This window comes from Pseudomonas sp. GW821-FHT02H06 (assembly GCF_059421525.1).
Map to the genome: position 1 here is coordinate 204,861 of NZ_JBWKVD010000005.1, position 14,744 is coordinate 219,604.

Genomic DNA, 14,744 nt, shown 5'->3' on the forward strand with positions numbered 1-14,744 from the left:
GGAAAAGCAGGCCGCGATCGTTCCCACGCTCTGCGTGGTAATGCCGCCCCTGACGCTCTTCGTCACTCAGGACGCAGAGCATCCAGGTATGCGTGCCCACGCAGAGCATGGGTACGATCAACCATAAGTTTCAGCGAGACACAAAAGTGAACACACCCGGCACCTATTCACCCGACGCCCCCGTGCCCGCTGCCAAGCGGGTTTTTGGCGGGCGCGATCTGTTCTCTCTGTGGTTTTCCCTCGGCATCGGCCTCATGGTCCTGCAGACCGGCGCGTTGCTTGCGCCGGGATTGGGCATGTCCGGCTCGATGCTGGCGATCCTGCTCGGCACACTGGTGGGCGTTTTGCTGCTCGCCGCGGTTGGCGTGATTGGCAGTGACACCGGCCTGTCATCGATGGCGGCGCTCAAGCTCAGCCTCGGCAGCAAAGGCGCAGGCGTTCCGGCGATTCTCAATCTGCTGCAACTGGTGGGCTGGGGCTCGTTCGAAATCATCGTCATGCGCGACGCCGCCAGCCTGTTGGGCGCGGGCGCCTTTTCCGAAGGCAGCCTCTGGGCCAGCCCGATGCTCTGGACAATCGTCTTCGGTGCCCTCGCGACCTTGCTGGCGGTGAGTGGCCCTTTGGCCTTCGTTCGGCAAATCCTGCGCAAATGGGGCATCTGGCTGCTCTTGGCCGCGTGCGCCTGGCTGACGTTCAATCTGTTCAGCAAGGCTGATTTGACGGCCCTGTGGTCGCGGACGGGAGATGGCTCGATGCCGTTTGCCGTGGGTTTCGATATTGCCATCGCCATGCCGCTGTCGTGGCTGCCGCTGATTGCGGACTATTCCCGGTTCGGCAAGCGCGCAACCGGGGTGTTCGGCGGCACAGCGCTGGGCTTCTTCATCGGCAATTTCTGGCTGATGTCCCTTGGCGTGGCGTACACCCTGGCCTTCGCGCCGAGTGGTGAAGCCAATGCGCTGCTGCTGGCGCTCGCGGGTGCGGGGATGGGCATTCCGTTGTTGCTGATCCTGCTGGACGAATCGGAAAACGCGTTCGCCGACATTCACAGTGCAGCCGTGTCGAGCGGCCTTCTGCTGAAGGCCAAAGTCGAGCACCTGGCGCTGGGCATCGGCGTCATCTGCACACTGATCGCCTGCTTCGCGCCGCTGGCGCAGTACCAGAACTTCCTGCTGATGATCGCTTCCGTGTTCGCGCCGCTGTTCGGCGTAGTGCTGGTGGATCACTTCATCCTGCGTCGCCGCCGTCAGGGCACCGTAACGAAGGGCCTGAGCTGGACGGCATTACTGGCGTGGATCGGCGGGATCTGCACCTACCATCTGCTGGCGAATCTGTATCCAGACATCGGTGCAACGCTGCCAGCGCTTATTGTCGCTGGCGTGTTGCAGCTGATACTCAATAAAGCGATCAGCTCCGACCCGGAAACAGCTCAGGCTTGATGATGCCGTTCAGTTGCGGATACGGGATCTTCAGCTCGATGTGGCCCATGGCGTAGGGGGCGATGGTTGTCACCGGGTACTTGAGGATCACCGCACCGTACGTCAGAGCAATGTTGGAAGTTTGCTTGAAAGGCCACATGTTCTGGAACTCGGTGTCCTTGTCCAGCTTGCTGCTGATCAGCCAGGCCTGATGAGCCAGGCGGGCCTTGTCCCAGAATGCAGCTTCCTGACCCGGGACCAGCATGTCCGCCAGGGTCAGCACGCGCTGCTGCTGGCGCGAATAGTTGATGAACGCGCGGCCCGGATTACCCTGACCAGTGCCTGAGTCAACGTAGCTGGACAGCTCGACGACCACGATTCCGTCATGCTGCTCACGTACTTTGGCCTGCAGGTAGCTGCTGTTGCGCGCCGGCGCGCGGCTCAGGTATTGCTCTTGATACGCCTTCAGCGTTGGCGGCACCGGGCCGTCTGTGTCGCTGCGGGTCAGTTGCAACAGCGTGCGCTGGACGATCTCGTCCAGTTTCGGCTCATCGGGGAAATGCACGGTGTCGATGTTCACCAGCGGGCAATCATCGGTGGTGCAGCCGGGCTTGATCAGCTCGGAGGCGTCACGCTGAACCGTCAGCGGACTGCGCAGGTTGGGTTGGAACAGGCTTTGGCAGGCGCCCAAAATCAGGGCCACGCAGGCCAGTGAAATGATCTTCAGAAAAGACATGTTGATCCTTGGCATCGGCATAGGGGGCGTCACGTGGGAGGTAACGGCAACGTCCTTCGACTGTAGGTGGCGCAATCAGTTCGCCATCGGGCGGATTAGAGTGCTTTCCCCGGCAGTCGTCTACCCTGGCGACCGGTTTTGCGAACTCAAAGGGCTGCATCCCGCACAACAGCGCGTTAGGATGGGCCCGGACACAGTGCTCAAGCAGTGAGAAATCTATGACGGATAGCAACAGATCGACGCCGACGAATTACGAAATTAAACACCGTGAGACCTGCTTCAAAGGGTTTTACCAGCTCGACCGTCTTCAGTTGCGCCACGAATTGTTCGCGGGCGGCATGGGCCCGGAAATCAAGCGCGAACTGTTCGTTCGCCACGATGCGGTCTGCGTGCTGCCCTACGACGCCAAACGCGATGAAGTCGTGCTCATCGAGCAGTTCCGCGTCGGCGTCATCGGCAAGCATGAAAACCCCTGGCTTATCGAAATGGTCGCCGGCCTGATCGATAAAAAAGAGGAGCCCGAGGAGGTTGCTCACCGCGAGGGACAAGAGGAAGCTGGGCTCACGTTCAACGCCCTTTGGCCGATCACCAAATACTTTCCATCGCCGGGCGGCAGCAACGAGTTCGTGCACTTGTACCTGGGCAAATGCGACAGCGAGGGGGCAGGTGGGCTGCACGGGCTGGTAGAAGAAGCCGAGGACATCCGGGTTTCGGTCTGGTCATTCGACGACGCGATGCAAGCCGTCAAAGACGGGCGCATCGTTAACGCCGCAACTATTATTGCAATGCAATGGCTGGCGCTCAATCGCGCCGAAGTAAGGGGGCTATGGTCGTGAATCTTCTGCGCGAGCGCTACCGTGTCGACCTCGCCGGGCTGCAAGCCGCCTGCGAGGCGAACTACGCGCGCTTGATGCGTTTGCTGCCCGATATGCGCAATCAACAACGCTCACGCCGGGTCGCCGTGACCCAAGGCGACCAGATGCTGGGCGTGCTGGCGGTCGAGGTCATCCTCGATTGCCCGTACACCACCACGCTGCAAGTGCGCCAGGAACACAGCCTGCCGTGGCTGCCGGTGCCCGTGCTCGAAGTGCAGGTCTACCACGACGCACGCATGGCCGAAGTCATCGGCGCCGAACATGCGCGCCGCTTTCAGGGCATCTATCCCTATCCCAACGCCGACATGCACCAGCCCGATGAAAAGGCCCAGCTCAACGTGTTTCTGGGTGAATGGCTGAGCCATTGCCTGGCCTGCGGGCATGAGTTTGAGGCGATTCGCTGAGACGGCGCGACGCTGCGGCCGGACGTTCTGTGCGCAGATGAGAACCAGGCCCTCTTTCCAGGTTTGCCGCCGCACCGATCTCACACCATAATCCGGCCACATCCGCTCAAGGAGATGGCCATTGTCGAGCGCATCCTCTCATTCCTCATCCGTGTTGGTCGTTCAACTGACCGACAGTCATCTGTTCGTCGAAGCCGACGGCGCGCTGCTGGGCATGCCCACGCGGGCCAGTCTGGATGCGGTGGTCGAACTGGTGCTGAGCGAGCAGCCGGCGATCGATCTGGTGCTGGCTACCGGTGACTTGTCTCAGGACGGCACGGTCGAGTCGTATCAGGCGTTTCGCGACGCGAGTGACCGCCTGAATGCGCCCGCGCGCTGGATTCCGGGGAATCACGACGAGCTGAGGGAGATGGCGATTGCTGCGCAGAACAGCGACTTTCTCGAACCTGTCGTCGATGTCGGTCACTGGCGGATCACTTTGCTTGATTCTGCTGTTTCAGGGTCTGTCCCCGGCTATCTGCAAGACGGTCAGCTTCAATTGCTCGCTCAGGCCTTGAGCGAAGCGCCGGAGCGGCATCATCTGGTGTGCCTGCATCATCATCCGGTACCCATCGGGGCGGCATGGATGGCGCCCATCGGTTTGCGCAATCCCGAGGCGCTTTTTTCGGTGCTGGATCGGTTTCCTCAGGTGCGTGCGGTGCTCTGGGGGCATGTGCATCAGGAGTTCGATCAGCTTCGCGACGGCGTGCGGCTAATGGCTTCGCCTTCAACCTGCATCCAGTTCGCGCCGAACAGCGTGGATTTCGGGCTCGACGACCTTGCGCCCGGCTATCGCTGGCTGCGTCTTCACAATGATGGCCGGATCGAAACCGGTGTTTCACGCATCGCCCCCGACCTGTTCGACGTCGACATCAACGGCGCGGGCTATTGAAAGACATTTCCTTGATGTGCAGCGATTCATCAACAGGCGAGTCTTTACGCAGTTGACCCTGTAAACTGCGTGGCTTTGCCCTGATGAGCGCCGACAGGCCAGCCCGTCCGGGATGTATCGATTGCCGTTTGGGAGGCAACTGCGTGGACCAGGATCAATCGACGCTTCTTTATATTCACGGCTTGAACAGCTCGGCCAAGTCGCAGAAAGCCACACAGCTGACGACGCTGATGGCACGTTTGGGTTTGAGCGAATACGTGCGCGTGCCCGAGCTGCATCATCATCCGCGGCAGGCACTGGTTCAGTTGGAGGCCGCGATCGAGGAGCTCGGCCGGCCGCTGCTGGTCGGCAGCTCGCTCGGCGGCTACTATGCGACTCACTTGGCTGAGCGCTACGGCCTCAAGGCTGTGCTGATCAACCCGGCGGTCAATCCGCATCAGCTCTTCGATGGTTTTCTCGGCACCCAACAAAACCTTTATACCGGCGAGAGCTGGGAGCTGACGCACGACCACGTGACGGCGCTGGCCGAGCTGGAAGTGCCTGCTCCACAGGATCCGCAGCGTATTCAGGTGTGGCTGCAAACGGGCGACGAAACGCTGGATTACCGCCGCGCCCAGATCTTCTATCGGGCCTGTGCATTGCGCATCGAAGCAGGCGGCGATCATGGCTTTCAGGGCTTCGCTGCAAAAATACCAGCGCTGTTGAGCTTTGCCGGGTTCGCTCCCGCCTTGCTCCAGGGCGTTGATTTGAGCGGGCTCTGACCTGAGCCATTGCTGCAACAAATATGTAGAACAGTCTTGTAAAACCAGTGCTACTCCGAAATTTCATGAACGACTTGATGACGAGACCCCATGGCCAATCCCAGCGCTAGCTCTTATAACGCAGACGCCATCGAAGTCCTCTCGGGCCTCGACCCGGTCCGCAAACGGCCGGGCATGTACACCGACACCTCACGGCCCAACCACCTGGCGCAGGAAGTCATCGACAACAGTGTCGACGAAGCGCTGGCAGGCCACGCCCGATCCGTGCAGGTCATTCTGCACGCCGACAACTCGCTGGAAGTCTCCGACGATGGTCGCGGCATGCCCGTGGACATCCACCCGGAAGAGGGCGTGTCGGGCGTCGAGCTGATCCTCACCAAGCTCCACGCCGGCGGCAAGTTCTCCAACAAGAACTACCAGTTCTCAGGCGGTCTGCACGGCGTCGGGATTTCCGTGGTCAACGCGCTTTCTACCCAGGTTCGGGTGCGGGTCAAGCGCGATGGCAACGAATATGAAATGTCCTTCGCTGACGGTTACAAGGCCAGCGAACTGGCCATGGTTGGCACCGTCGGCAAGCGCAACACCGGCACCAGCGTGTACTTCGCGCCGGACCCCAAATACTTCGACACCCCGAAATTCTCGGTCAGCCGCCTCAAGCACGTGCTCAAGGCCAAGGCCGTTCTGTGCCCGGGCCTGCTGGTCAGTTTCGAAGACAAAGGCACCGGCGAGAAAGTCGAGTGGCATTACGAGGACGGCCTGCGTTCGTACCTGCAGGATTCGGTGTCTGACTTTCTGCGCCTGCCCGATGAGCCGTTCTGCGGCGTGTTCGCGGGCAACAAAGAGGCCGTCGACTGGGCGCTGCTGTGGTTGCCCGAGGGTGGCGACAGCGTTCAGGAAAGCTACGTCAACCTGATCCCCACCGCCCAGGGCGGCACCCACGTCAACGGGCTGCGTCAGGGCCTGCTGGACGCGATGCGTGACTTCTGTGAGTTCCGTAATCTGCTGCCGCGCGGCGTGAAGCTGGCACCCGAAGACGTCTGGGAGCGCATCGCTTTCGTGCTGTCGATGAAGATGCAGGAGCCACAGTTCTCCGGCCAGACCAAAGAGCGGCTGTCGTCCCGCGAGGCGGCAGCGTTCGTCTCCGGTGTGGTCAAGGATGCCTTCAGCCTGTGGCTCAACGCACACCCTGAAATGGGCATGCAACTGGCTGAACTGGCGATCAGCAATGCCGGTCGTCGTCTCAAGGCGAGCAAGAAGGTCGAGCGCAAACGCATCACGTCAGGCCCGGCACTGCCGGGCAAGCTGGCGGATTGCGCGGGTCAGGATCCGATGCGCTCCGAGCTGTTCCTGGTCGAAGGTGACTCCGCTGGCGGCTCCGCCAAACAGGCGCGGGACAAGGAATTTCAGGCCATCCTGCCGTTGCGCGGGAAGATCCTGAACACTTGGGAAGTCGACGGCGGCGAAGTGCTTGCCAGCCAGGAAGTGCACAACATCGCCGTGGCGATCGGGGTCGACCCGGGGGCTGCAGACATCAGCCAGCTGCGGTACGGCAAAATCTGCATTCTGGCCGACGCCGACTCCGACGGCCTGCACATCGCGACGCTGCTGTGTGCCTTGTTCGTCCAGCATTTCCGTCCGCTGGTGGATGCCGGTCACGTCTACGTTGCCATGCCGCCGCTGTACCGCATCGATCTGGGCAAAGACATTTATTACGCACTGGACGAAGCCGAACGCGACGGCATTCTCGACCGACTCGTGGCCGAGAAGAAGCGCGGCAAGCCGCAGGTCACCCGATTCAAAGGCCTGGGTGAGATGAACCCGCCGCAGTTGCGCGAAACCACCATGGACCCGAACACCCGTCGACTGGTGCAGTTGACCCTGGATGACTTCACAGCCACGTCGGAAATGATGGACATGCTGCTGGCCAAGAAACGCGCGGGCGACCGCAAGAGCTGGCTCGAATCCAAAGGCAATCTAGCCGAGGTGCTGGTCTGATGCGGGGCTGGTTTGCAGCGCTGTTGTTGGTCGTCACGCCTGTTTTCGCTGCGCCACTGCCCGAGCTCAAGCTGCTGTCGGAGCATCCGGTGGATGACATGATCGGCGGCAACCTGTCCGGCCTTGCGTCCTGCAACGGCGTGCTGTGGACCGTTTCGGACCGCGACGACACCCTGCTTTATAGCCTCGACACCTCGGCAACGGTCTGGAAAGCCAAGGCACAGACACTGGAAATCCCGCCGATCCCGGACAGCGGCTTGTCCGCTACCCTGCGCAGCATGGCCAAAGCCTCGGCGCTGATTCGTGGCGGCGATCTGGACTTTGAAGGTGTGAGTTGCGACGCGGCGGGCAACCGTTACCTCGTCAGCGAAGCCTATGCCGCCGTGCTGAAGGTGCCAGTCAAAGGCGCGCCGGTCTGGCTGGATCTGCCCAAAAAGGTCGTCGAGGAAGCGCAGTCGGCCGGGATGCTGCAGCATTTCAACGCCATCTTCGAAGGCATCGCGGTCAACCCGGCAGGCGATCAACTATGGCTCGCCGCCGAACGTGACAAGCGTGGCCTGCTGACCGCCAGGCTTGGCAAGGACGGCTGGGCCTGTGATGCCAGTTGCATCCTGAGAGTTGACTCGGGCAATGACATTTTGCCGCCTGAGCTGGGTGGCAAGGCGGTCTCCAAGGACTATTCCGACATCTCGCTGTACAAGGGCAAGCTGTACACCCTGGAGCGCGCGGCTTATCGCATCTGCCGCCGGACGCTGGCGACAGGTCAGCTGGAAACCTGTTGGTCGTTCGCCAAAGAGGCGCTGCAGCCCAACCGGCTGTACGACCAGAAATACGGCCTGACCGAAGCGCTGATCGTTGACGAGAAAGGCGCGTGGGTCGGTACGGACAACAACTTTGGTGCCCGCGCCGATGGCGAAAAACGTCCCGTCGTCTGGCGCTTTGCCGCGCCCGAGGGTGGCTGGAGCGGCAAGCCTTGACCCAGGCACTTCCCGGCAAACGCGCCGGGCGGCTGATGATGATCATCGCCTGGGCGGCGGCGCTGTTTCTGGCGACGCGTTTTTTTGGCGAGTGGGAGCAGCGGCAGGAAAATCCGAATACCATCGTCGCCTCCGAACATGGGGACGGCTATCTCGAGGTGACACTGGCGAGCAATCGTGACGGGCATTTCGTCATGACCGGGCAGATCAATACCCGCCCCGTGCAGTTCATGCTCGACACCGGCGCGACCAATGTCGCCGTGCCGGAGAGCGTCGCGCAGACGCTGCGCCTTGAGCGCGGCGAGCGCGTTCAGGTGAGCACGGCCAACGGACGCACAGACGCGTTCCGGACCACCCTGCAACGGTTGCAGATTGGCGACATCGTCCTGAACAACGTGCGCGCCCTGGTGGTGCCCGGTCTGGACGGTGAACAGGTGCTGCTGGGCATGAGCGCCGTGAAACAACTCGAATTCACACAGCGCGGCGGCACATTGTTGCTGCGCCAGACGACAAAATGATGAGGCCCGCATGAGCGACTCCCTTGACCTCAGCCTGGATGGCGTAGAACGCCGATCGCTGGCTGACTTCACCGAACAGGCCTATCTCAACTATTCCATGTACGTGATCATGGACCGGGCGTTGCCGCACATCGGTGATGGCCTGAAGCCTGTGCAGCGACGCATCGTCTACGCGATGAGCGAGCTGGGCCTGGATGCTGACGCCAAGCACAAGAAGTCGGCACGCACCGTCGGTGACGTGCTCGGCAAGTTTCACCCCCACGGCGACTCGGCCTGCTACGAAGCCATGGTGCTGATGGCGCAGCCCTTCAGCTATCGCTACACGTTGGTCGACGGCCAGGGTAACTGGGGTGCGCCGGACGATCCCAAGTCATTCGCGGCCATGCGCTACACCGAAGCGCGTCTGTCGCGTTACTCCGAAGTGCTGCTTTCCGAACTGGGGCAGGGCACCGCGGACTGGGTGCCGAACTTTGACGGCACGCTGGAAGAACCCGCTGTTTTGCCCGCGCGCCTGCCGAACATTCTGCTCAATGGCACCACTGGCATCGCCGTGGGCATGGCCACCGACGTACCGCCGCACAACCTGCGTGAAGTCGCGACAGCCTGCGTGCGTTTGCTCGATGAGCCCAAGGCAACGGTCGAACAGCTCTGTGAGCACATCCAGGGCCCGGACTACCCGACCGAAGCGGAAATCATCACGCCCCGCGCCGACCTGCTGAAAATGTACGAAACCGGCAAGGGCTCGGTGCGTATGCGCGCCGTGTACCACATCGAAGACGGCGACATCATCGTCACCGCGCTGCCGCATCAGGTGTCCGGTGCCAAGGTGCTGGAGCAGATCGCGGCGATGATGCAGGCCAAGCCGTCCAAGGCCCCGCAGATCGCTGACCTGCGTGACGAGTCCGACCACGAAAACCCGTGCCGGATCGTGATCATCCCGGGCGCCCGCAAGCATTTCGACCACGATGCGCTGATGCAGCACCTGTTCGCCAGCACCGACCTGGAGTCGAGCTACAGGGTCAACATCAACATCATTGGCCTGGACGGCAAGCCGCAGCTGAAAAACCTGCGCGCCCTGCTGGTCGAATGGTTGGAGTTCCGGGTACAGACCGTGCGTCGCCGCCTGCAATTCCGCCTCGACAAGGTTGAGCGTCGCTTGCACCTGTTGGATGGTTTGTTGATCGCTTACCTCAACCTGGATGAAGTGATTCACATCATCCGCACCGAGGAACACCCGAAAGCCGCGCTGATCGCGCGTTTCGCCCTGAGCGAAATCCAGGCTGATTACATTCTCGACACCCGTTTGCGTCAGTTGGCGCGACTGGAAGAAATGAAGTTGCGTGCCGAGCAGGATGAATTGCTCAAGGAACAAGCCAAGCTGCAAGCCCTGTTGGGCAGCGAGGCCAAGCTGAAGAAACTGGTACGCACCGAGCTGATCAAGGATGCCGAAACCTATGGCGACGACCGTCGTTCGCCTATCGTCGAGCGTACCGAAGCCAAAGCCCTGACCGAACACGATCTGCTGCCGAACGAGAAGGTTACGGTCGTGCTGTCGGAAAAAGGCTGGGTTCGCTCCGCCAAAGGTCATGAAATCGACGCCACCGGGCTCTCTTACAAGGCCGGGGATGGCTTCAAGGCCCTGGCGCCGGGTCGTTCCAACCAGTTTGCGGTGTTTATCGACTCCACCGGTCGCAGTTATTCGGTGCCGTCGCACACCTTGCCATCGGCCCGTGGCCAAGGCGAACCGCTGACCGGTCGTTTGACGCCGCCGCCCGGTGCGACTTTCGAATGTGTGCTGATGCCGGAAGACGATTCGCTGTATGTGGTGGCGTCCGACGCCGGCTACGGTTTCGTGGTCAAGGGCGAAGACCTGCAGGCCAAGAACAAGGCCGGCAAGGCGTTGCTGAGTTTGCCGGCCGGGGCGAAGGTGATCCTGCCGCGTCCAGTGCCCGATCGCGAGCAGAACTGGCTCGCCGCCGTGACCACCGAAGGCCGTTTGCTGGTGTTCAAAATCAGCGATCTGCCGCAGCTGGGCAAGGGCAAAGGCAACAAGATCATTGGCATTCCGGGCGAGCGCGTTGCCAGTCGGGAAGAGTACGTGACTGATCTGGCCGTAGTTCCCGACGGCGCCACGTTGGTGCTGCAGGCGGGCAAGCGCAATCTGTCGCTCAGGCCCGACGATCTGGAGCACTACAAAGGTGAACGTGGACGACGGGGCAACAAACTGCCCCGTGGTTTCCAGCGCGTCGATGCGCTGTTGGTGGAAACCGCGGGCTAAAGCGGTTGGTTCGGCGGTCGCTCTTCGTTTCGTCACGAGAGCGACGCAGAATCGCTGGAGTCAACGCGCATATTCACGGATGATATGACGTCCTCTGGCGCCGCCATGGCGGAATGCCTTCATGTTTTAAAGTATTTAACAGCGTGGACGCGTTACACGGCGTTCACTTGGAAGGGATGATGAATTTTCTACGTGTTCCCTGTGTGCTGTTGTTGACCGGCGTTCTGGGTTTGGCCGGTTGCAGCGTTCATCAGCCCACGTCGCTCTATCAACTGGACAGCGGCGATCCTGGGCAACCGAAACATACCGGCGGGGTCGCCGTTTTACTGGGCCCTGTGGCGATTGCTGACTATCTGCAACGTGAAACATTATTACAGCGGCAACCGGATGGCAGCCTCAAGGCTTCCACCGACGGTCGCTGGGCGGGCAGTCTGTCTGCCGATATCGATCAACTGCTGCTGCGCCAGCTCGCCTGGAAGCTCGACAGTCAACGCGTGGTGATGGCGCCGGCCGCTGCCAACTTCACGCCGGATGTCCAGGTGGTGTTGTCCATCACCCGCCTGGATTCAGGCGAGAAGCAGCCGGCGGTACTGGATGCCCAGTGGCGCTTGCTCGACCGCCGCGGCAATGTGCGCGACAGCAAGCTGGTTCACCTGGAAGAACCCCATGCAGGCTCTTCAGCTGCGCAGGTCAAGGCTCAAGGGATTCTGCTGCAACGCCTGGCGGACAAGCTGAGCGTCGCGGTCAAGCCCATCGCTAGCCAGCCGTATGTGGCAGACGTGCCGAAGAAGGCCGCAGCGCCGGCAAAAACCCGGACTGATCAGGACAAGCCAAAGATCCCGATGGCATCACCGATTCGCACCGATCTGGAAGTGTTCCGCTTCTAGACTCAGCGCCCACAAAAAAGCCCGCAGCGATGCGGGCTTTTTTTGTGGCTGACGCTTAGACCTTGCGCGCCTCGTGCATGCGCGCCAGTTGGCGCTCCAGCATTGACGGATACGGCTCCATCAGACGCTCCACGCAGCTGGCACCTTCGGGGCTCGCAATCGGGCGAATGCGCGCGCGCTGGCGGATGGTCGGGTCTTCGCTGATCTTGCGCTCCACCAGCAGCAGGTTGCGGCTGTGTTGCGACAGGGCCAGGGCATCCTGGGCGGTTTCGGTCAGCAGCAGATCGATCTGGTTCATGCCGTGCAAGCCTTCGCCCAGTGTCAGGCCCAGCTGCAATTGCAGGGTGATGCCGCTGTCGGCGACTTCGATCTGCAAGGCATGGCTCAATGCACGCAGCAACTCGCCACAGCAGATCGCGTTGGTCAGGTAGTCATCGCCGCTGTCCTGGGTGCTGAACACCATCAGCGAACTGCCGTCGTTCAGGGTGTGTAGCTCGCTGTCGTAGAGCGAAGCGGCTTGATCAATGCAGTCACGGTAGCGCTCGAGCAGCTCGGTCAGACGCGTGCGCGGCAGGCGGCGAAGTTGCTCCTGCGAACCCAGCTGCACGGCCAGCACAGCGCTGTACTGCGGCTGCGATGGAACGACCGGAAGGATCGGACGCGGCGCAGGTTTTGGCGCGGCGGGAGAGTGATCGCGAAGGTCCGCGAACGGATCCTCCTCGTCGTCTTCATCTTCCTCGGCGACGATACGTCGAGCCGGGATCACCGTCGCGCGTGGCTTTGGCGCGTCGTCGAAGTCAGGGTCGTTCAGGTCGCTGCTGTCAAACTCGGGGGAGGCTTCGTCTTCTTCCTCGACCTGTGCAGGCTCGGGAATGGGAGCCGGTTCCGGTTCTGGCGGCGCGTAGGAAGTCTTCAGCTGGCGCGCCAGATCGCCGATCTCGTCCTGACGATCAGTGGCCGGCGTGTACGGATCGATGTAGCGCAGCCACATGCGCAGTTGCAGCATCGGCGTGGAGATATGGCGCCCCAGGCGCAAGCTCAAGGCCAGCGCCAGTGCCAGCAGGATCCCGGCCAGAATCGCCATGCTCTGGAGGCTGATGGTCAGCGGCTGTTGAAACTGAGCCATGTCCAGGCTGATGCGCAGCGTGCCGGCGACCACGTCCTGGAAGGTGATCTTGATCTCGTAGAGACCTTCCGCCTCGCCCAGCAAGCCGTTTTTCGGACGCTGACCGGCTTCGGCAAGAATGCGGTTGTCGGGGCTATAAATAGCCGCGTGGGCCACCAGCGGGTTTTTCACCAGATTGCCCAGCAGCACGTTGAGGCTGAGGATGTCGTTGGACACCAGCAGTTCAGTGGCGGACGTGGCGGTCTGCGTGGTCAGGGCTTGCCCCAATGCGTCGGCCTGTTCGTGCATGGCTTGCTTGAATTGCAAACCCATGACGCAGGCGTAGATCACCAGAGCCAGCGCGACGAGGATCACGTTATGGCTGGCGATGCGCAAAGCAATCGGTACACGTCGGTGACGCAATGCCCGGAAGATCAGCAAGAAGAAATTATCGGTTTTTACTGGCGTGGGCCGGTTCACTGAGCACGGCTCTCTTGGTGAAGTTGGGGCGCAGTATAGCGAGCGACCCTGTGGCGGCAAAGCGCTGGCTGTGCCCGGCGGTCACTGAAAGTGCGTAGAATGCGGTTTTTTTCCACTGCGGGGGTGCGCCTTGCGCGAAATCGTCCTGATAAACATCACCGGTGAAGACCGTCCGGGTCTCACTGCGGCCATCACCGGTGTGCTGGCCCAAGGCGGCGTGAACATTCTCGACATCGGTCAGGCGGTGATTCACGACGCTCTGTCGTTCGGCCTCCTGGTCGAAATCCCCGACACCGAGGCAGGCGCGGCAGTGCGCCAGAACGTGCAGGCGACAGTCGACGAACTGGGGCAGCAAGTCCGTTTCACCCGCATGTCCGAAGCTGACTATCAGCACTGGGTCGACGGTCAGGGCAAGGCGCGGCACATCGTGACGCTGCTGACCCGTAAGGTCACCGCCGAGCAACTGCAGACGGTCAGCGCGATCACTGCCAAGTATGGCTTGAACATCGACCGCATCGACCGCCTTTCCGGGCGTATGCCACTGGACATGCCTAGCGAGAAGAGCAAGGGTTGCATCGAGTTTTCCGTGCGCGGCGAGCCAGTCGATCCCCAGCAAATGCAGGCCGAATTCCTTCACGTTGCCCAGGAGCTGAACGTTGATATCGCGTTCCAGCAGGATTCATTGTTCCGCCGCAACCGGCGTCTGGCAGTGTTCGACATGGATTCGACGCTGATCGAGGCCGAGGTCATCGACGAACTGGCCAAGGCCCACGGCGTCGGCGAGCGCGTTTCCGAGATCACCGAGCGCGCCATGCGTGGCGAACTGGACTTCCGCGCCAGTTTCAAAGAGCGACTGGCGCTGCTCAAAGGCCTGGATGTGAAGGTGCTGGACGAGATCGGCGCCTCGTTGCGTTTGACCGAAGGCGCAGAAACGCTATTCGCCGAACTCAAACGGCTGGGTTACAAGACCGCGATCCTGTCAGGCGGTTTTACCTACTTCGCTCGCCAGTTGCAGGCCAAACTGGGCATCGACTACATCTTCGCCAATGAGCTGGAAGTGGTGGACGGCAAGTGCACGGGCAACGCGATCGAGCCGATCGTCGACGCCCAGCGCAAGGCCGATCTGCTGCGCGAACTCGCGGGCAAAGAAGGGTTGAGTCTGGAGCAGACCATCGCAGTGGGCGATGGCGCCAATGACCTGCCGATGCTCGCCATCGCCGGCCTGGGTGTGGCGTTCCGCGCCAAGCCGCTGGTCAAGCAGTCAGCGAAACAGGCTATCTCGACGCTAGGCCTGGACGGCGTGCTGTATTTGCTGGGGTTCCGCGACCGGGAAGGGAGCAGCGCTTAACAAGCGTGGAGGTTGAGGCATCTGCAACGGATGC

The 14,744-nt window shown here is 61.5% G+C and carries 12 protein-coding genes and 2 pseudogenes; 11 read left to right on the plus strand and 3 right to left on the minus strand.

The window, feature by feature from the left end; genetic code table 11:
* Positions 1–146 precede the first annotated feature (146 nt).
* Positions 147–1,436, plus strand: a complete 1,290-nt coding sequence (gene cytX / locus AC07VF_RS10960; protein WP_495008536.1) for a putative hydroxymethylpyrimidine transporter CytX — start codon at positions 147–149, stop codon at positions 1,434–1,436.
* Here the strand turns inward: cytX and AC07VF_RS10965 are convergent.
* Complete coding sequence (locus AC07VF_RS10965) at positions 1,405–2,151, minus strand: RsiV family protein (protein ID WP_495008535.1); 747 nt, start codon at positions 2,149–2,151, stop codon at positions 1,405–1,407. The genes cytX and AC07VF_RS10965 overlap by 32 nt on opposite strands.
* Positions 2,152–2,369: 218 nt before the next feature.
* Between AC07VF_RS10965 and AC07VF_RS10970 the strand changes: the two genes are divergently transcribed.
* From AC07VF_RS10970 to AC07VF_RS11010, 9 genes are all read left to right on the plus strand, one after another.
* Positions 2,370–2,987, plus strand: a complete 618-nt coding sequence (locus AC07VF_RS10970) for an NUDIX domain-containing protein (RefSeq protein WP_192171113.1) — start codon at positions 2,370–2,372, stop codon at positions 2,985–2,987.
* Entirely contained in the window at positions 2,978–3,430 is a 453-nt protein-coding gene (locus tag AC07VF_RS10975; protein ID WP_495008534.1) for a DUF1249 domain-containing protein, read from the plus strand. Before AC07VF_RS10970 ends, AC07VF_RS10975 begins: the two co-directional genes overlap by 10 nt.
* A 121-nt stretch (positions 3,431–3,551) precedes the next feature.
* Positions 3,552–4,361 carry a 3',5'-cyclic-AMP phosphodiesterase gene (gene cpdA, locus AC07VF_RS10980; RefSeq protein WP_495008533.1) on the plus strand — a complete coding sequence of 270 codons (810 nt, stop codon included), beginning with the start codon at positions 3,552–3,554 and terminating at the stop codon, positions 4,359–4,361.
* A gap of 143 nt (positions 4,362–4,504) precedes the next feature.
* Positions 4,505–5,122, plus strand: a complete 618-nt coding sequence (locus AC07VF_RS10985) for a YqiA/YcfP family alpha/beta fold hydrolase (protein ID WP_495008532.1) — start codon at positions 4,505–4,507, stop codon at positions 5,120–5,122.
* A gap of 90 nt (positions 5,123–5,212) precedes the next feature.
* Complete coding sequence (parE, locus tag AC07VF_RS10990; protein ID WP_495008531.1) at positions 5,213–7,117, plus strand: DNA topoisomerase IV subunit B; 1,905 nt, start codon at positions 5,213–5,215, stop codon at positions 7,115–7,117.
* Positions 7,117–8,094: an esterase-like activity of phytase family protein gene (locus tag AC07VF_RS10995; protein WP_346626846.1), complete on the plus strand. Its 978-nt coding sequence runs from the start codon at positions 7,117–7,119 to the stop codon at positions 8,092–8,094. Before parE ends, AC07VF_RS10995 begins: the two co-directional genes overlap by 1 nt.
* Positions 8,095–8,129: 35 nt before the next feature.
* On the plus strand, positions 8,130–8,612 hold the full coding sequence (locus AC07VF_RS11000; protein WP_346626944.1) for a retropepsin-like aspartic protease family protein: 483 nt from the start codon (positions 8,130–8,132) through the stop codon (positions 8,610–8,612).
* A 10-nt stretch (positions 8,613–8,622) separates the two neighbouring features.
* Complete coding sequence (gene parC, locus AC07VF_RS11005) at positions 8,623–10,890, plus strand: DNA topoisomerase IV subunit A (protein WP_495008530.1); 2,268 nt, start codon at positions 8,623–8,625, stop codon at positions 10,888–10,890.
* 179 nt (positions 10,891–11,069) lie between these two features.
* A complete protein-coding gene (locus AC07VF_RS11010) occupies positions 11,070–11,777 on the plus strand; it encodes a PqiC family protein (RefSeq protein ID WP_495008529.1) in 708 nt (235 codons plus the stop codon).
* 55 nt (positions 11,778–11,832) lie between these two features.
* Here AC07VF_RS11010 and AC07VF_RS11015 read toward each other — a convergent pair.
* Both AC07VF_RS11015 and AC07VF_RS11020 read right to left on the minus strand, forming a co-directional pair.
* A pseudogene (locus tag AC07VF_RS11015) lies at positions 11,833–12,537 on the minus strand (histidine kinase); the annotation flags it as partial.
* Between the two features lie 95 nt (positions 12,538–12,632).
* Positions 12,633–13,362: pseudogene (locus AC07VF_RS11020) on the minus strand (AhpA/YtjB family protein); the annotation flags it as partial.
* Positions 13,363–13,492: 130 nt separating this feature from the next.
* On the opposite strand from AC07VF_RS11020, the gene serB reads away from it, so the two are divergent.
* Entirely contained in the window at positions 13,493–14,710 is a 1,218-nt protein-coding gene (serB, locus tag AC07VF_RS11025; RefSeq protein WP_495008528.1) for a phosphoserine phosphatase SerB, read from the plus strand.
* Positions 14,711–14,744: the final 34 nt, after the last annotated feature.